Here is a 17,071-nt window from a genome sequence, read left to right on the forward strand (position 1 = left end):
AGGCGCCGGCCGGGCAGCAGCGGCTCGCGTCGGCGGCCGAGCGCGCGGGACGCTCGTACGCCATAGGGGCTCCGGACGAGAACGCCGCCGAGGGGCCCGAGCCGCTGGACGGGCCCGGCGGGGCGGTGGAGGTCGCCGACACCCCGCGTCCGCAGCCCATGGACGACGAGCTGCCGCCGGAGCCGCTGGACAACCCGCGGCGGCTGCTGGTGTGGCCCGCGCCCGACGTGACGACCCAGCAGGCGCTGAGCGACCGCGGCTACCGGCCGGTCATCGTGCACTCGCGCGAGGAGGTGGACGCGCAGATCGCGGCGTTCCCGGCCGCGCTGTTCGTCGACCCGCTGACCGGGCCGATCACCCGGACCGCGCTGCAGTCGCTGCGCCAGGCCGCGGTGGCCGCGTCGGTGCCGGTGATGGTGACGGCGGGACTGGGGCAGGCTTCGCGGGAGGCGGCGTACGGCGCCGATCCGGCCGTTCTGCTGAAGGCGCTGGCGCCGCGGGACAGTGAGCAGCACCCGCCGCGGGTGCTGCTGATCGAGGAGCACGCGGAGATCGCGCTGGCGCTGACCGCCACGCTGGAGCGGCGCGGTATGCAGGTCGCGCGGGCTGCGGGCGACGCCGACGCGGTGGCGCTGGCCGGTGACTTCCGGCCGAACCTGGTCGTGATGGACCTGTTGCAGGTGCACCGGAGCCGGTCGGGGATCGTGGACTGGCTGCGCGCCAACGGGCAGCTCACCCGCACCCCGCTCGTCGTCTACACCGCCGCCGTCGACCAGGCCGACCTGCCGCGCCTGGCCTCGGGCGAGACGGTGCTGTTCCTGGCCGAGCGCTCGACCAGCCCCGAGGTGCAGAGCCGGATCGTGGAGCTGCTGGCGCGGATCGGGACCAACTAGGGCACAACTAGGGCGGGTTTCGAAAGGAGCGTCGTCTGCCCGAAGGGCGGGCCCGGCGGCGTCCGGTGCGTGCGATCGGGAGGCGGAGGGTCGCCCCGACACCGGTGGTATCGAGGTGATCCCGACAACGCGGCGAGTGTGCGTGCCGGACGCCGCCGGGCGGACGGGACTTTCGCAACACGCCCTGGGGCCGCGGCGGGCGGCGTTCGCCCCGCCGCGGTACGCGGGCCCGCGGGGCGTGCGTCGGGCGGCTCGGTCCGCCGCTCACCGCCGCGCGGTCGTGGGACGCGTCGACCGGCCACGGACGCCCCGTGGCCGGTCGACGGTGGCCCTTCTTGCACCGTGGCGGAGGAAGGGGGTCAGAGCCGGGTGACGTCCAGCCCGCCCTCCGCGTACTGCCTGCGCAGCATCTTCTTCCAGAACCTTCACTGAACACATAGGTTCTGCTGTACTCTCATGATCCACGATCAGTGCAGGTCAGGCTACGGAGCCTGCCACATGTACGGCGCCCGGCGGGGCGGGGCGGGGAGGGGACACGGTGGTTGTGCGGCTCGGGGGGTACGCCCGGATCAGTCTCGACAAGGACGGCGAAGAGCTGGGCGTGGAGCGCCAGCGTCGCGACTACCGCCAGGTTGCCGGGGTGCGCCCCGGCTGGGAGGTAGCGCGCGACTACATCGACAACGACCTAAGTGCGTTCAAGCGCAACGTAGTTCGCCCCGAGTTCGAGCGGCTTCTAGTCGATCTCCAGTCGGGTGTCATAGAGGGCGTAATCGCCTATGACCTTGACCGGTTGGCCCGTCAGCCGCGCGACCTTGAACGGCTCATCGACGTGTTCGAGGATCGGACGGAATTGGTCTTCTGCACGGTCACGAACGACATTGACCTGTCGACGTCGGACGGCCGGACGATGGCGCGAGTCATGGTGGCCTTCGCCAACAAGGCCAGTGCCGACACGGGTAGGCGCGTAGCCCGTAAGCATCGTGAACTAGCGGACGCTGGGAAGAACGGCGGAGGCTTCCCGCCCTTCGGCTGGAAGGCCGACCGGATCACCATTGACCCGGTGCAGGCGGAACTGATCGCCGAAGCCCATGACGCTCTGCTGGCGGGCACTCGACTTTCCACGATCACTGCCGAGTGGCAAGAGAAGGGCATCCGCACTTCACGGAACACTGGCAAGCCCATTACGCGTGTGGCCTTGAAAGGAATCCTCACCAATCCACGTTTGGCTGGCTTTCGCGCCGTGAAGGGTCAAAAGCACATCGGCCCGGACGGTAAGCCGGTCATGGGCATGTGGGAGCCGATCTGCACCCCGGAGAAGCTTGACGCCGTTGTGGCCGTCCTTGAGGGCGTGAATTCGCGGTACAGGGCGAACAATCTGAGCAACAATCACAAGTATCTTCTTAGCGGCATCCTTCGCTGCGCCGAGTGTGGCACGCGCATGATTGCAAACATGCGCTCTTCCTGGAAAGAAGGGAGCAAGGGAAGCCGTTTCGCCTACCGTTGCCCTGCCGCGACAGATGGTGGCTGCGGAAAGGTCTCCAGGGCGGGTGAGCCGCTAGACCAGCACATCATTAATCTCATTCACGATGCCGAGGCGAGATTGAACGCGCCCGCGGCCGAGCCTGTCGAATGGCCCGGCGCGGCTCGCCTGGCTGAAGTTGAGCAGGAGATCGGCGAACTCATTTCCGCGATGAACGGAAAAAAGATTTCTGCCGCTACGGCCATTGCAATGCTGGAGCCGTTGGAGCGGGAACGGGATGAACTGGGATACGAACGAAACCGCCACACTGTCGAGCAAATGAAAGCCTCGGCGGCGACGGTAGACCTTCCGGACGAGTTCGAACGCCTTCCTATCGAGCGACAGCGTTCCGTGGTCATGAAACACATAAAGGCGATTGTGGTGCAGCCTGCGGGTCGAGGGGCCCGCAAGTTCAACCCTGATCTACTGGACGTCGTATGGACCGCCTAGTGTTTCGTGATTCGGTTTGTGTCACCTGAAGCTCTTTGACTCGTTGGGCACTGCGTGAACCTCTCTTCGGAACAGGCCGCGGAATTGCGGACGTTGGCGGCGGACCGGCACGTGACGGCGGATGTGGCGCTGCGAGCCCGCATCGTGTTGTGGGCGGGCGAGGGTCGCCGCCGCAAGGACATCGCCGAACTGGCGGGGGTGTCCGCGCGGACGGTGGACCGCACCAGGACCCGGTCGCGGAGAGCGGGGTGGCGGGCCTGGTGGAAAGGAAGCGCGGTGGCGGAAAGGAGCAGGTGCCGCCGCAGACCCGCAGCCGGGTGATCGCGCTGACGAGGACGACTCCGCCGCCGGAATCGGGCCTGTCGCACTGGTCGACGCGCACGCTGGCCGATCACCTGAAGCGGCGCGAGGGCATCAAGGTTTCTTTCCACTACGTCGCGCGCATCTGGCGGGAGGAGAATCTGAAGCCGCACCGGTCGGGCACCTTCAAGCTGTCGAAAGACCCGGCGTTCGCGGAGAAGGTCGCCGATATCGTCGGGCTGTACCTCGCCCGGGGGCCAGGGCTCCGGCAAAGTTGTTGATCACGCTGTCAGGAGCAGGTTGATGGGGCGGTCGGTGGCGCGTGCGTGATGCCGCAGGGCGGCGGCGATGTTCTGGTGTCCGTCCAGGCGCAGCAGTGTGATTGCGGTGTTGCGCAGGTCCGCCATGACGCGGGGCGCGTTGCCGGTGCGGATCTGGGAGCGGTCTTCGTCGAAGGTGACGTCGCGGACCGAGTGCAGGCGGTTCTCGATCTCCCAGTGCGGCTGTGTCCATGTGGCCAGGACGGCGGGCGGCGCGGTGCGGGCGTCCGCGCTGGTGATCAGGTAGACGGTCTCGGTGGTCCGTCGGCCCTTGCGGGTGGCGGTGCGCCGCAGTTGGGCGACTTGCCCGGCCCCGGCGAACTCGACCCATGCCGGCACGTCGACGACCTTGATCGTGCGTGTGGCGCGGCGTCCGTGTCCTCGGTCCGTCCTGGTGACGGCGGGTATCGAAGTCCAGGGGAGCGCCTTGAGCTGTGTGTACAAAGACTTCTGATTCGCCTTCACGGTCAGGACGTAGTCTCCTCCGGCCCTGGTCACCAGGGTCGCGGTGTCGTGCTGGGTGTGCAGTGCGTCCATCGTGACGACGACGCCGTCCAGGTCGAGGAGGTGAAGCAGTTGTCGGGCGGCGGGGATCTCGTTGCTCTTCTCGCTCACCGCGGCCTGGCCGAGCACCGCCCCGGACCCGTGCGCGAGGGCGGCGACCAGATGCGGGGCCGCGGAGCCGCCGCCGCGCGCTTCCCGGACCGTCTTGCCGTCGATGGCGATCCCCCTGCGGCCCGCGACGCGTGCGGTCCTGGCCGGTGCCCAGACGCCCAGCACCGCATCGAGACGGTCCGCGTCGAGGCGGGCGAACAGGCGCCGCAGCGTTGATTCGTCCACACCGCCCCGCTCCAGGCCCAGCCGTTCCAGTGCGACACGTCCCGCGTCCCGGGCCCACTCCCCGATCGCGGTGAACCCCCGGGCTCCGGCCGTCACCGCGCACACCGCCACCGCGATCAGAGCACCCACCGGGTGCCGGACACCGCGCCGACGGCGCGGATCAGGCATCCCGGCAAGCAGATGGACGAGGAGCTCATGATCCGGGGCAGGCGTGCGAACAGGCGCAGGGACGAGGGACGATGGCATGGCGCGGGCGTGATCCCCCGGTCGGACGGTAAGGCGTAGGAACCCCCATCCAACCGGACCGGACCACGCCCGCGCACCCCTTCCGTCCCGCAAAATCCCACGTCACAGGGCTACAGAACGACTTTGCCGGGTCCCAGGGCTCTCTGTGGTGGTGCGGCGGGTCAGTTCAGCGTGGTCACGTCGAGCTTCCCCAAGCTATGTGCTTCGCGAATCTTCTTCTTGTCAAACTTGCCGACGCTCGTCTTCGGTACGCCCTCGATGAGCGTCCAGCGTTCCGGCAGCTGCCACTTGGCGATCCCGCCCTCCGCGGCGAGGAACGCGCGCAGGGCCGCGAAGTCGGTGGTGGAGCCCTCCTTGAGGACGACCGTGGCGAGCGGGCGCTCGCCCCACTTGTCGTCGGGGACGGCGACCACGGCGGCCTCGGCGACGTCCGGGTGGGCCATCAGCGCGTTCTCCAGGTCGACCGAGGAGATCCACTCACCGCCGGACTTGATGACGTCCTTGGCGCGGTCGGTGAGCGTGAGGAACCCGTCGCGGGAGATGGTGCCGACGTCGCCGGTCTTGAGCCAGCCGTCCTCGCTGAACTTGTCGGCGGGGCGCAGCGGTTCGGTGCCGGGGCCGTTGTAGTAGGCGCCCGCGATCCAGGGGCCGCGCACCTCCAGCTCGCCCGCGGACTCGCCGTCCCACGGGATGCGCTCGCCGCCGGGGCCGGTCAGCCGGGCCTCGACGCTCGCCGGGAAGCGCCCCTGGGTCAGCCGGTAGGCGAACTCCTCCGGCGTGTCCACCGCGTGGGCCGGCGGCCGGGCCACGGTGCCGAGCGGGGAGGTCTCCGTCATGCCCCAGGCGTGGCAGACCCGCATGCCCAGGGCGTCGAACGCCTCCATGAGCGCGGGCGGGCAGGCCGAGCCGCCGATGGTGACCTGGCCGAGGGAGGAGACGTCGCGGGGGCGGGCGGTGAGTTCGGCGAGCAGGCCCTGCCAGATGGTCGGCACGGCCGCCGCGTGGGTCGGCCGCTCGCCCTCGATCATCTCGGCGAGGGGCGCGGGCTGCAGGAAGCGGTCCGGCATCAGCATGTTGACGCCGGTCATGAAGGTGGCGTGCGGCAGACCCCAGGCGTTGACGTGGAACTGCGGCACCACGACGAGCGAGGTGTCCTGGTCGGTCAGTCCCATCGACTCGGTCATGTTGACCTGCATCGAGTGCAGGTAGATCGAACGGTGGGAGTAGACGACGCCCTTCGGGTCGCCCGTGGTGCCGGAGGTGTAGCACATGGCGGCGGCACGGCGCTCGTCCAGCTCGGGCCAGTCGTACGTCGTCGGCCGGCCGCCGATCAGCTCCTCGTACTCGTGGACCCGGGCGGAGGCGTCCGCGAGCAGGGAGCGGTCGCCGGGGCCCGACACCACCACGTGCTCGACGGTCTTGAGATGCGGCAGGAGCGGGGCGAGGAGGGGGAGCAGCGAGCCGTTGGCGATGACGACGCGGTCGGCGGCGTGGTTGACGATCCAGGCCAGCTGCTCGGCCGGGAGGCGCAGGTTGAGGGTGTGCAGGACCGCGCCCATGGCGGGGATCGCGAAGTACGCCTCGACGTGCTCGGCGTTGTTCCACATCAGGGTCGCGACCCGCTCGTCGTCGGCCACGCCCAGCTCCTCGCGCAGGGCGTGCGAGAGCTGGGCGGCGCGCGCGCCGATGTCGGCGAAGGAGCGGCGGTGCGGCTCGGCCTCGCCGGTCCAGGTGGTGACCTGTGAGGTGCCGTGGATCGTCGATCCGTGGGTCAGGATCCTGGAGATCAGCAGCGGTACGTCCTGCATCGTGCTCAGCACGGCGTCCTCCCGGGGCGACATTGCCTGCGCGGTAGTAAGGGTTGCGCAGATTCTGCGCGCATACCGCTTGGTATGTCACTAGGGCCGGGTGATCGATCATGTCACGTTGCCTTCACCGGGCTCCGCCGCTACGGCCGTGTCCGCTCGCCCGGCCTCCCGCCCGCCCGGTCTCCCGCTCGCACAGTCTCCGGCCTTCCGCCCGCCCGGTCTCTTGGCCGACGGTTCGTGGTCCGCGGGCGGACGCGGGCGGGCCGTGGCGGACGGAGCGCCCGGTCAGCGGACCAGGCCCAGCTCCGCGTCCTCGCGCAGCTTGCCCAGCGCTCTGGAGACCGCCGACTTCACCGTGCCGACCGAGACGCCGAGCACCTCGGCCGTCTGGACCTCGCTCAGATCCTCGTAGTACCGCAGGACGACCATCGCCCGCTGCCGCGCGGGCAGCCGCAGGATCGCGCGCCACATGGCGTCGCGCAGCGCCTGGCGCTCGGCGGGGTCGTCGTCGTGACCGGGCGCGGGCTCCGGCTCGGGCAGTTCGTCGCAGGCGAACTCGTCGACCTTGCGCTTGCGCCACTGCGACGTGCGCGTGTTCAGCAGGGCCCTGCGCACATAGCCGTCGAGCGCCCGGTGGTCCTCGATACGCTCCCAGGCCACGTAGGTCTTGGTCAGCGCGGTCTGCAGCAGGTCCTCGGCATCGCTCGGGTTCGCGGTCAGCGCGCGGGCGGTGCGCAGCAGCACCGGCTGGCGGGCGCTCACGTACGACGAGAAGGTGGGGTACGCCGTGTGCGGACGGGACCGCGCCGCGGCGTCGGAAGCGCGGGTGCAGACGGGTGTGGTCATGGCTCCACGCTATGAGCGGCCCCGGTCCCGCGGATCGCCCGCAGGTGCCGAAGCGGCGTCCGCCTCAGGTCGTAGGGGTGGGGCCGGCTCCACCTCCTGAAGGTGGACGAGCGGGGGACGACCCCTGCGGGACGACCCCTGCGGGACGCCTCCGGGGGCTCAGCCCCGGGCGGTGAGGACGAGCCCGGACGTCGGCACACCGGTCCCGGCCGTCACCAGCGCCGTGGACGCCCCGGGCACCTGGTTCACGGCCGTGCCCCGCACCTGTCGCACGGCCTCCGCGATGCCGTTCATGCCGTGCAGATACGCCTCTCCGAGCTGCCCCCCGTGTGTGTTCAGCGGCAGCCGCTCCTCGGCCACGAAGTCCGCCGCCTCGCCCCGCCCGCAGAACCCGAACTCCTCCAGCTGCATCAGCACGAACGGGGTGAAGTGGTCGTACAGGATGCCCACGTCGATCTCCCCCGGCCCGAGCCCCGCCGTGCGCCAAAGCTGCCGGGCCACCACGCCCGTCTCGGGCAGACCGGTGAGATCGTCCCGGTGGAAGCTCGTCATCTGCTCCTGGCCCCGGCCCGCGCCCTGGGCCGCCGCGGCGACGAGGACGGGCGGGCGGGCGAGGTCGCGGGCCCGCTCGGCGGACGTGACGACGAGTGCCTGGCCGCCGTCGGTCTCCTGGCAGCAGTCCAGCAGGCGCAGCGGCTCGGCGATCCAGCGCGAGGCCGCGTGGTCCGCGAGGGTGATGGGCCTGCCGTGGAAGTAGGCGGCCGGGTTGGTCGCCGCGTACCTGCGGTCCGTGACCGCCACGTGCCCGAACGCCTCCGGCGTCAGCCCGTAGGTGTGCAGGTAGCGCTGGGCGGCCATGGCCACCCAGGACGCCGGGGTGAGCAGTCCGAACGGCAGCGCCCAGCCGAGCGCCGCGCCCTCCGCCGACGGCTCCCGCCGCTGCACCCCGGAGCCGAAGCGGCGGCCCGAACGCTCGTTGAACGCCCGGTAGCAGACGACCACCTCCGCGATCCCCGCCGCCACGGCGAGCGCCGCCTGCTGGACGGTCGCGCAGGCCGCGCCGCCGCCGTAGTGGACGCGGGAGAAGAAGGAGAGGTCGCCCATCCCGCAGGTCTGCGCCACGGTGATCTCCGGGCTGGTGTCCATGGTGAACGTGACCAGCCCGTCCACGTCCCCCGGCGTCAGTCCCGCGTCGTCCAGGGCCGCCCGCACCGCCTCCGCGGCCAGGCGCAGCTCGCTGCGGCCCGAGTCCTTGGAGAACTCGGTGGCCCCGATGCCGACGATGGCCGCCCGCCCGGCCAGGGCGTCCGGCGCGCGCACGCTCATGCCGGGGGCTCTGGGGGCTTCGGGGACTCCGGGGACTTAGGGGGGTTCGGGGACTCTGGGGGCTTCGGGGGGTTCGGGGACTCTGGGGGCTTCGGGGGCCGACGGGACCCAGGGGGCTCCGGGGACTCCGGGGACTCCGGGGACTCCGGGGACTCCGGGGACTCCGGGGACTCCGGGGACTCCGGGGCCGGGGCGGTAGCCGCCGCCGTCGCTGTCGCCCCTGCCGCCGTCTCTGTCTCCGTGTGCGTCTGCGTCCCCGTCCCCGTCTCCGTCCCCGTCTCCGTCCCCGGAAGGGTGACGGTCACGGTCACGGTCGCGGTGACGTGGTGGCCGATGCCGTTGGCGCCGGTCACGCTGACCGTCGCGGTGCCACCGTCGATCCGTTCGACGCGGCCCGTCAACACCATCGTGTCGCCGGGGTAGTTGGGCGCCCCGAGCCGGACGGCCACCTTGCGCAGGACGGCCGTGGGGCCGAAGTGGTCGGTGATGTAGCGGCCTACCAGGCCGTTGGTCGTGAGGATGTTCATGAAGACGTCCGGCGAGCCCTTCTCCCGGGCGGCCCCGGCGTCGTGGTGCACGTCCTGGTAGTCGCGCGAGGCCAGCGCCCCGGCGACGATCAGCGTGCGGGTGACCGGGATCTCCAGCGGCGGCAGCACGTCACCGGCCCTCACCCCCCGCTCCCCGCCGGCGCTCGCCCCGCTCCTCGCCCACGCCCACCGTTTTCCGGCCGGGCTCTCCCCGCTGCTCATACGGCGGCCTCCCGCGGTCCCCGCTCCCCCTCGGCGCGCCAGACCGGCAGCACCGACTCCTCGCCGAAGGTCCGGAACGCAAGCCGCACCGGCAGCCCGATCCTGACCCTGTCGTACGGCACCCCGACCACGTTGCCGATCATCCGGACGCCCTCGGCCAGCTCGACCAGGCCGACCGCGTACGGCGGGTCGAAGGCCGGGAAGGGCGGGTGGTGCATCACGACGTACGAGTAGAGCGTGCCCTCGCCGCTCGCCTCGACCGTGTCCCAGTCGGGCCCGCCGCAGGCGTGGCATCCGGGCAGCCAAGGGTGGCGCAGGGTGCCGCAGGCCGTGCAGCGCTGGATGAGCAGCCGGTGCTCCCGGACGCCCTCCCAGAACCCGGCGTTGTCGCGGTTGACGACGGGAAGCGGACGCTCGGGCCTGCCGTCCGGGGCCGCCGTCCCGCTCCCCGGCCGCCGGGCCGGCGCGTACTTGAGGATGCGGAACCGGTGCGTGCCCACGAGGTCGGGGCCGACGCGGACGTCCGTCCGGGTCGTGACGAAGTACCCGGTGCCGAGCTTCGTGGTCTTCCGCCCGGAGACGGACTCGATCACCGCGTCGAAGGTGATCTCGTCCCCGGGACGCAGGGGGCGCAGGTACTCCTGCTCGCAGTCGGTCGCGACCACCGAGGTGCAGCCGGCCCCGTCGAGCAGGCCGAGCAGGTCGTCGTACGCCGGCGCCCGCCCCGGATGGCCCGTGAGGCCGCCCATCGTCCACACCTGGAGCATCGTGGGCGGCGCGACGGCGTCCGGTCCCGTGTACGCAGGGCCGGTGTCGCCCATCGCCTCGCACCAGTGCCGGATCATGGGCGCGTTCACGGGGTCCCTGCCCCGGCGCGCGACGGCGGCGGACCGGCCCTCGTACGTCTTCAGCCGGGCCGCGAACTCCCCTTCCCAAGAAGGCTCTTGCCCCTCTGCCGCCCCGTGGCTCACGGCTACCCCCTCGCCCTCCGCGCCCCGCGGCGCCTCCTCGCAACGGCACGTCCGGTCCACCGCGAACGCCGATCCGGGTCCGCGTGGACGTGCGGGATGCCGACGGATTCCCGTTGACCGCGAGGGTTTCTGACTGTCCGTCAGACAAGCGCCCCTGTCAATACCGGAGCGGGCCGTCCCGGTACGCCCGCACCGGCTTCACGGCGCGCGCCCGCCGGCTTCACGGCGGCCGACCCCGCCCCCGGACACCTGGCCCCGCCCCGGCCCCGCGCCCCCACGCCCCCGTCCGCACGCGAAAACGCCTGCGCGGCGGTACCGAAGTACCGCCGCGCAGACGCGAAACACCCCACGGAGCACACCCACGGATCGAGGGGGCCGGCGCCCGAGCACCGGGGCGACGGCCCCCTCAGCTCACCACCACAGCGGGGTGAAGTTGACCGACGTGTTGTTGTTTCCCTGGTTGACCGAGGTGAACGCCGACCCGTTGACCTGGGACGAGTTGCTCTGGTTCGAGGCACCCGCGCCGGTCGCCTGCTGCTGGGTGGTGGACGAGTTGCCGAAGTTGTCGCGGCCGACCCCGCTGCCGATGAGGCCCTGGGAGGCGGTCGTGACCGCCGCCCTGGATCCGTCGTCCGCGAAGGCGCCGTTGTCCGCCGCCGCGACGCCGGCGAAGAGGGCGGCGGCGAGCGGAAGCGCGGCTACGGCCGCGAGGGCGCGGGCGGTACGGATGCTTGCCATGTTGTTCCTCCAGAACAGGTGCGTCCAGGCTCCCCGCCGGACGCTTGGGTAACGCATGAAGTACTGCTCCTCCCGGGGAAGTTGGCCGTCCGCCCCGGAGTCCTGCACGACGTCGCGGAATCAGAGTTGCCCACCCGATCCCCGGCGAACCACCCCGGACGCCCTGATTCGCTCGCAAGCGTGATGACATGTCGATAAACCCCGTATGTCACCCGTAAAGCCCGTACCAGGTCAGGGCACCCAGCTCCACCCCAAGGGGCACAAGGGGTGAAAGGTTCCGGCACCTTTTCGGCCAGATCTCCGCGAACGGCGAGTCGCACCGCCCGGCGGCCGATTCCCCCTTCCTTTTCTCGAACACTCGTACGAACATAGAGGTATGGCCACCACCGACCGGCAGGCCACGACGCTGGCCCTCGCACACGCCCTGTCAGCCGCCGAGCGCGGACTGGCCGTCCTCCCGCTGTCCCGGACGAAGCTCCCGGCCCTGCGCTCCCCCCACCGCGACGACCCCACCCCCACGCCCTGCCACGGCCAGTGCGGCCGCCCGGGGCACGGGGTCCACGACGCCTCCCGCGACCCCGCCCGCATCCGCGAGCTCTTCGCCGCCGCCCCCTGGGCCACCGGCTACGGCATCGCCTGCGGGCTGCCACCGCACCATCTGATCGGCATCGACCTCGACACCAAGTCCGGTACGGACTCCTCGGCGGCCCTGCGCGAACTGGCGCTGCGCCACCTGTTCACCATTCCGCCCACCGTGGTCGTCCTCACCCCGAGCGGCGGCCGCCATCTGTGGCTGACCGGGCCGCCCGACCTGGTCGTGCCCAACTCCGCGAGCCGCCTGGCGCCCGGCATCGACATCCGGGGAGCCGGGGGCTACCTCGTCGGCCCGGGTTCCCGTACCGGCCACGGCGTCTACCGCACCGCCCCCGGCACCTCGCACATCGTCCCGGCGCCCTGCCCGCGCGCGCTGCTGCGCCTGCTGCTCCCTCCGCCCCGCGCGCCCTACTCCACGCCCCCGGCGGCCGGCGACCACGGCCGCGGCCTCGTGCAGTTCGTGCTCGCCGCGCACGAGGGCCAGCGCAACACCCGGCTGTTCTGGGCGGCCTGCCGCGCCTACGAGGACGGCATCGGCCCGGCACTGGTCGACGCGCTCGTGGAGGCGGCCCTCGACTCCGGCCTCACGGAACGCGAGGCCCGCGCGACGATCGCGTCGGCGGCACGGATGACGGGGCGGGGTGGGTGACGGGGCGGGGTGGGTGATGAGGCGGGGCGGATGACGGGGCGGGGTGGGTGATGAGGCGGGGCGGATGACGGGGCGGGGCGGATGACGGGGCGGGGTGGGTGACGGGGCGGCGCGGATGACGGGGCGGCGCGGATGACGGGGCGGGGCGGGTGATGAAGCGGCGCGGGCGGACAGGGCCGGGGGGTGAGAGGCGGGGGGCTTGAGGGGCGGGGGCGGCTGATTGTTCGGGGGCGGCGCCACCGACCGCCCGGCACGGAAATCCACGGGAGCTCGATGCACCACCGCCCTAGAGTGCCGACCATGTCGCTGACGCGGGTCGTCCTCACCTCTGGCCGCTCGCTGGACCTCGCGGAGCTGCGGCTCTCCTCGACGTACGGCGCGATGCCGGAGGGCTACCCCTGCAAGCCGGTCAACGACATGGCCATCAACGCCCTCCTTCGCTCCGCCGAGAAGGCCGACCCTGCCCTGCCGGTGCACCTCGTGCCGCCGCCGCGGGAGTATCCCGACCAGTACGCGGGCGGCTTCGGACCGGTGGAGGTCCTGCCGTCGGTGGCCTGCGTGGGCTCCTTCCGCTCCACGGCCCTCAGCCGCGCGCACGACCCGATCCTGTACCGCTCCGCCCTCACGATCGTCTGGTTCCAGCCCACGCCCCGCATGCCCTACGGCTGCGACGCGGAGGCGGCGCTCCGGGACGTCGACTGGGAGGGGCTCGCGCGGGACTACGAGCTGTAGCGCGCGGCCACGTCGGCGGAGGTCGGTGCGGCGGAGGTCGGTGTGGGGGCGGAGGTCGGTGTGGGGGCCAAGGTCGGCGCGGCGGCGGCGACCGCGCTGAGGGAGGGCGGGAACGCCGAACTGGAACTCGCCCCCTGGAATCAGCGGTGCTTGAGTCTCCGGAAGGGTTCTGGCCTGTGCTTTCCTGCGAGGAAGCTGGGGTCGCCATGGTCTCTGGAGGCTGTACCTGACCGCTGTTGTCCGCTCTGCTGGGCACGGATGGGGCACGGGAGGGCGATAAAGCGGACCCTGCCAGGGGACGCGTTCGGGGTGGACCGGCGCATCAGAGAGGGATGATGCGGACCTGGTTGCCGCAGAGCTTGGTCATGTCGTCGTTGTCGGAGGTCAGGAGGGCGACGGGTTTCGGCTGGCGCAGGGCGACCTCGGCGACTGTGGCGTCGATGGCGTACTTGTGCCCGTGCAGCCCGGCGCCTTTGAGGAGTTCCGCTGCTGCTTTCGCCGCCTGCTCGGTGACGGGCTCCACCTTGACGCGGGACAGCACCCAGTTCAGGCGAGGCATGTTGGTGCGTGAGTGGCTGACTTCCACGATGGTGTTGGCACCGGTGACCAGGTCGGCTCCCATGTCATGGAAGACCTGAAGCATCGCGAGCAGCTTGCGGTCCTGCGCGATCCAGGCGGAGAGCGCTTCCGAGTCCAGGACGACGGTTTCGACGCGTTCGCTCACGCGGCATCCGCGCACGAGGAGGTGCCGGCGGAGCCGGAGATCTTTGCGCGGGCCTCGGCGAGCTCCTCGTCGCTGAAGGGTCCGTGTTCTTCCTCATGGCGGCGGAGGTCGTCGCCCAGGAGTTGGTGCCGGATCTGGCGGGCTACGGCTTCCGCCACGTACCCGGAGACGTTGTCCGTGAGCTTGCGGAGTTCCGCCACCTGGTCGCTGGGGAGCGTGACGGTGATGCGAGTGGTTGTGGACACACCTTGAGCATACTGAAGTATGCGCAGAGGTGCGTGCCTGTTCCCCACGACCTCGTCAGCCATGGTCGAGTGACCCGCAGGGGGCTTGCGAGTCTCCGACACTTGCGGCGGGATGATCTTCGGTAGGTAGGCAAGCGCGAAGTGGCCGCGCGGACGGTGGACCGCACCAGGACCAGGTACTCCGGGCACGGCCTGGCGGGCTTGGCGGAAAAGAAGCGCGGCGGCGGGAAGGGCCAGGTATGCCTGAGCAGCCGCCCTATCTCCGCATCGCCGACGAGCTACGGCGACGCATCGCGGAGCACGTGTGGGAGCCGGGGGACCGCCTCCCCTCCCGCGCCCAGATCGGCCAGGAGTGCGGTGTGGGCGAGAACGTGGTGCGCAGGGCACAGGAATTGCTGATCTCCCAGGGTGTGCTGGAGGGCCGCGCGGGGTCCGGTACCTACGTCGCCGAGCCCCGGCATCGGGTGCGGGTCGTGCGGTCGTCAGCGCGGGAGCAGCCCAGCGGGTCGCCGTTCCGGGCAGACATGAAGGCCGTGGGAAGGCAGGGCGACTGGGAGAGCCGGACGGACGCCAAGGTGCCGGCGCCTGACGACATCGCGGCGCGGCTCGGCATCGCCGAAGGTGAGCTGTGCGTCCGGACAACGTACGAGTTCCTGGCGGACGGCAGGCCGATCCAGTTGTCGACGAGCTGGGAGCCGTACGACCTCACCGCCGGCAGTCTCGTCGTCCTCCCCGAAGGAGGACCGCACGCCGGGGCAGGCGTCGTGAATCGGATGGCCGTCATCGGGATCACCGTCAGCCATGCCGTGGAGCAGCCCGAGCCCAGGCAGGCGACCGCCGAGGAGGCGTCGCTGCTCGGGATCCAGAAGGCCGCACTCGTCACGCACATCCGACGGACTTACTACAGCGACCAGGGACGGCCGGTCGAGACGGCGGACATCGTGGTGCCCGCCGCGCACTGCGAGATCGTCTACGAGATCCCGATCAACCGTTAGCGGGCGGGCGGGCGGTTGGCGCCTACTGAATCCTTCGAAGCCGCGCCTCAGGCGTGCCTTTCGCGTGCCCCTTCCGTGCCCGATATACCGGGAAACCACGGTCAAAGGCGGGGTCGGAAGGGCAGCGGGCAAGGCAACGGCCCCCGACCATATCGCCTGGTCAGGGGCCGTAACACTGCGGTGGGTGTGGGATTTGAACCCACGGTGGCTCGCGCCACGACGGTTTTCAAGACCGTTCCCTTAGGCCGCTCGGGCAACCCACCCGTGCTCCGACCCACCCGGGGTGGAGCGCGTACAGAGTACCGGCCCCGACGGATCTGCGTCGGGCTTGGCCCACGCGGGGCCCGCCAGCGCTGTTGGAGGCCCCGCCCGGCCCGGCACGATGGAGGAGACCGCGCCCGCCGGCTTCCGCACCGACCCGCGGGCCGTCACAGCCGCCCTCCGGACGGGGCGCCGCCGATGTGATCATGGGCCCGCCCGTGCACCGCACGCCTTCCCGCTCGGCGGGCGGCAGGTGGGAGAGACCGCGGCCTGCCGCCAAAGCCGGACCGGCCCGGACCGGCACGGCTCCGTCCCCTCCGCGCTCTGTGGTGCGCGGGGCTCACATCCCCGGCGACTCGGATGGGTACGGCGCACCGCCGGCGTCCGCCGGCAGGGCCGCGGGCTTGCGCAGGCAGACGCCCACGGATGGAGCGCCCGTCCGGACGGTGAGCCGGGTGCCCGGTCACGGGGAGGCCGTGATCGAACGGGCACGCCGCTGCCTACGGGCGTACGGACGCCGTCATGGTCCGGGCCCGGCCGGCGGGGCCCGTACGACGGCGCCCCGCGCCCCCGGGGAGGAGGGGTGCGGGGCGCCGGGGGAGGCGGGCGTCGGTGTCAGCTGTCGCCCGTGCGGGAGCCCAGGGTCAGCTCCACCGTGCGGGAGCGGCCGTCCCGCTCGTAGGTGATGGTGACCTTGTCACCGGGCTTGTGCGTCCAGATCTCACCGATCAGCGTCGGGCCGGAGTCGATCACGCGGTCGTCGAGCTTGGTGATGACGTCACCGGCCTTGAGGCCGGCCTTGGCGGCGGGGCCGCCCGTCTCCACCGGGTCCGCGCCGCCGGCTCCCTGATCGGTGATCTTGGCGCCGTCGGCGGTGTCCTCCAGGGAGACGGAGGCGCCGATCTTGGCGTAGACCGGCTTGCCGGTCTTGATCAGCTGCTGGGCGACGTACTTCGCCTGGTTGATCGGGATGGCGAAGCCGAGGCCGATCGAGCCGGACTGACTGGTGCCGCCCATGCCGTTGGCGGCGGACTGGATCGCGGAGTTGATCCCGATCACATTGCCCTGCGCGTCGAGCAGCGGGCCGCCGGAGTTGCCCGGGTTGATCGAGGCGTCCGTCTGGAGCGCGCTCATGTACGAGGCTTTGCTGTTGCCGGATCCGTCGCTGGAGGCGACCGGGCGGTTCTTGGCGCTGATGATGCCGGTGGTGACGGTGTTGGACAGGCCGAAGGGGGCGCCGATCGCGATCGTGGAGTCGCCGACGGCCACCTTGTCGGAGTTGCCCAGCGTCAGCGGGTTGAGGTCCGAGGGGGCGTTCTTGAGCTTGATGACGGCGACGTCGTACCCCTGGGCGTTGCCCACGACCTCGGCGTCGTACTTCTTGCCGTTCGGGAAGGTCGCCGTGAGCTTGCCGCCGTCGACCGCCTGCGCCACCACGTGGTTATTGGTGACGATGTGGCCCTGGGTGTCGAACACGAAGCCCGTGCCCGTGCCGCCCTCGCCGCTGCTGCTCTCCGCCTGGATGGTGACGGTGCTGGGCAGCGCCCTGGTGGCCACGCCCGCGACCGTGCCGGGGGCGCGTTTGACGCCGCCGCCGCTGTCGGAGGCGGAGACGGTCGTGGAGGAGGTGCCGTCGTCGTTGCGGGCCAGGGTGTAGCCGAGGCCGCCGCCCAGGCCGCCCGCCACCAGCGCGGCGATCAGGACCGCGCCGAGCAGTCCGCCGCGCCCGCGGCCGGGCTTCGGGGCGGGCTGCTGGTACGGCGCGCCCCAGCCCGAGCCGACACCGGCCCCGCCCGCGGCGGCACCGTGGGCGGACGCCCCGCCGTCGTCGTACGGCGGGGTGCCGGGCGGCGGGGGCGGCCAGG

The 17,071-nt window shown here is 71.6% G+C and carries 16 protein-coding genes, 1 tRNA gene and 1 pseudogene; 7 read left to right on the forward strand and 11 right to left on the reverse strand.

Features of this window, described 5'->3' with window-relative positions:
* From SZN_RS27510 to SZN_RS37770, 4 genes are all read left to right on the forward strand, one after another.
* Positions 1–893, forward strand: an 893-nt coding sequence (locus SZN_RS27510) for a response regulator (RefSeq protein WP_007501277.1), incomplete at its 5' end; no start/stop codon positions are given.
* Positions 894–1,431: 538 nt separating this feature from the next.
* Entirely contained in the window at positions 1,432–2,862 is a 1,431-nt protein-coding gene (locus SZN_RS27515; RefSeq protein ID WP_043733475.1) for a recombinase family protein, read from the forward strand.
* Between the two features lie 144 nt (positions 2,863–3,006).
* Positions 3,007–3,183, forward strand: a complete 177-nt coding sequence (locus tag SZN_RS43620; protein WP_483027203.1) for a hypothetical protein — start codon at positions 3,007–3,009, stop codon at positions 3,181–3,183.
* On the forward strand, positions 3,111–3,443 hold the full coding sequence (locus SZN_RS37770) for a helix-turn-helix domain-containing protein (RefSeq protein WP_007501281.1): 333 nt from the start codon (positions 3,111–3,113) through the stop codon (positions 3,441–3,443). Before SZN_RS43620 ends, SZN_RS37770 begins: the two co-directional genes overlap by 73 nt.
* Here SZN_RS37770 and SZN_RS27525 read toward each other — a convergent pair whose 3' ends face one another.
* The 7 genes and pseudogenes from SZN_RS27525 to SZN_RS27555 all read right to left on the reverse strand — a co-directional run bounded on the left by SZN_RS27525 (position 3,444) and on the right by SZN_RS27555 (position 11,006).
* A complete protein-coding gene (locus tag SZN_RS27525) occupies positions 3,444–4,568 on the reverse strand; it encodes an ISAs1 family transposase (RefSeq protein WP_341865598.1) in 1,125 nt (374 codons plus the stop codon).
* A gap of 161 nt (positions 4,569–4,729) precedes the next feature.
* A complete protein-coding gene (locus SZN_RS27530; protein ID WP_043733478.1) occupies positions 4,730–6,409 on the reverse strand; it encodes a long-chain fatty acid--CoA ligase in 1,680 nt (559 codons plus the stop codon).
* A 252-nt stretch (positions 6,410–6,661) separates the two neighbouring features.
* Positions 6,662–7,222 (reverse strand): SigE family RNA polymerase sigma factor, encoded by a 561-nt coding sequence (locus SZN_RS27535; protein WP_007501291.1) that lies wholly within the window; start codon positions 7,220–7,222, stop codon positions 6,662–6,664.
* A gap of 159 nt (positions 7,223–7,381) precedes the next feature.
* Positions 7,382–8,548, reverse strand: coding sequence for a lipid-transfer protein (locus tag SZN_RS27540; RefSeq protein WP_007501293.1), 1,167 nt, complete (start codon positions 8,546–8,548; stop codon positions 7,382–7,384).
* 296 nt (positions 8,549–8,844) lie between these two features.
* Positions 8,845–9,219, reverse strand: a pseudogene (locus SZN_RS27545) (MaoC/PaaZ C-terminal domain-containing protein); the annotation flags it as partial.
* Between the two features lie 74 nt (positions 9,220–9,293).
* Entirely contained in the window at positions 9,294–10,268 is a 975-nt protein-coding gene (locus tag SZN_RS27550; RefSeq protein WP_050815127.1) for a bifunctional MaoC family dehydratase N-terminal/OB-fold nucleic acid binding domain-containing protein, read from the reverse strand.
* A gap of 411 nt (positions 10,269–10,679) precedes the next feature.
* A complete protein-coding gene (locus SZN_RS27555; protein WP_007501298.1) occupies positions 10,680–11,006 on the reverse strand; it encodes a hypothetical protein in 327 nt (108 codons plus the stop codon).
* Positions 11,007–11,382: 376 nt separating this feature from the next.
* Here SZN_RS27555 and SZN_RS27560 point away from each other — a divergent pair, with 376 nt between their 5' ends.
* Together SZN_RS27560 and SZN_RS27565 are read left to right on the forward strand one after the other, a co-directional pair.
* A complete protein-coding gene (locus SZN_RS27560) occupies positions 11,383–12,249 on the forward strand; it encodes a bifunctional DNA primase/polymerase (protein ID WP_007501301.1) in 867 nt (288 codons plus the stop codon).
* Between the two features lie 273 nt (positions 12,250–12,522).
* The gene (locus tag SZN_RS27565; protein WP_078508975.1) at positions 12,523–12,981 is read left to right on the forward strand and encodes a hypothetical protein; all 459 of its coding nucleotides are present in this window, start codon (positions 12,523–12,525) and stop codon (positions 12,979–12,981) included.
* Between the two features lie 322 nt (positions 12,982–13,303).
* On the opposite strand, the gene SZN_RS27570 is transcribed toward SZN_RS27565, so the two are convergent.
* On the reverse strand, positions 13,304–13,705 hold the full coding sequence (locus SZN_RS27570) for a PIN domain-containing protein (RefSeq protein ID WP_007501306.1): 402 nt from the start codon (positions 13,703–13,705) through the stop codon (positions 13,304–13,306).
* A complete protein-coding gene (locus SZN_RS27575; protein WP_007501309.1) occupies positions 13,702–13,950 on the reverse strand; it encodes a type II toxin-antitoxin system CcdA family antitoxin in 249 nt (82 codons plus the stop codon). The genes SZN_RS27570 and SZN_RS27575 overlap by 4 nt, the downstream gene beginning before the upstream one ends.
* 239 nt (positions 13,951–14,189) lie before the next feature.
* Here SZN_RS27575 and SZN_RS27580 point away from each other — a divergent pair, with 239 nt between their 5' ends.
* Positions 14,190–14,945 (forward strand): GntR family transcriptional regulator, encoded by a 756-nt coding sequence (locus tag SZN_RS27580; RefSeq protein ID WP_007501311.1) that lies wholly within the window; start codon positions 14,190–14,192, stop codon positions 14,943–14,945.
* Between the two features lie 178 nt (positions 14,946–15,123).
* Here the strand turns inward: SZN_RS27580 and SZN_RS27585 are convergent.
* Positions 15,124–15,208 (reverse strand) — tRNA-Ser (locus SZN_RS27585).
* A gap of 613 nt (positions 15,209–15,821) precedes the next feature.
* On the reverse strand, positions 15,822–17,071 hold a 1,250-nt coding region (locus SZN_RS27590), incomplete at its 5' end, for a S1C family serine protease (RefSeq protein WP_007501313.1).

Source organism: Streptomyces zinciresistens K42 (assembly GCF_000225525.1).
In the GTDB taxonomy this organism is placed as follows: domain Bacteria; phylum Actinomycetota; class Actinomycetes; order Streptomycetales; family Streptomycetaceae; genus Streptomyces; species Streptomyces zinciresistens.

What these genes read in the sequence shown, in the direction of transcription:
- SZN_RS27525 (WP_341865598.1), bottom strand. Translation starts at nt 4,568, where the DNA reads ATGCCATCGTCCCTCGTCCCTGCGCCTGTTCGCACGCCTGCCCCGGAT.
- SZN_RS27530 (WP_043733478.1), bottom strand. Translation starts at nt 6,409, where the DNA reads ATGTCGCCCCGGGAGGACGCCGTGCTGAGCACGATGCAGGACGTACCG.
- SZN_RS27535 (WP_007501291.1), bottom strand. Translation starts at nt 7,222, where the DNA reads ATGACCACACCCGTCTGCACCCGCGCTTCCGACGCCGCGGCGCGGTCC.
- SZN_RS27540 (WP_007501293.1), bottom strand. Translation starts at nt 8,548, where the DNA reads ATGAGCGTGCGCGCGCCGGACGCCCTGGCCGGGCGGGCGGCCATCGTC.
- SZN_RS27555 (WP_007501298.1), bottom strand. Translation starts at nt 11,006, where the DNA reads ATGGCAAGCATCCGTACCGCCCGCGCCCTCGCGGCCGTAGCCGCGCTT.
- SZN_RS27560 (WP_007501301.1), top strand. Translation starts at nt 11,383, where the DNA reads ATGGCCACCACCGACCGGCAGGCCACGACGCTGGCCCTCGCACACGCC.
- SZN_RS27565 (WP_078508975.1), top strand. Translation starts at nt 12,523, where the DNA reads ATGCACCACCGCCCTAGAGTGCCGACCATGTCGCTGACGCGGGTCGTC.
- SZN_RS27580 (WP_007501311.1), top strand. Translation starts at nt 14,190, where the DNA reads ATGCCTGAGCAGCCGCCCTATCTCCGCATCGCCGACGAGCTACGGCGA.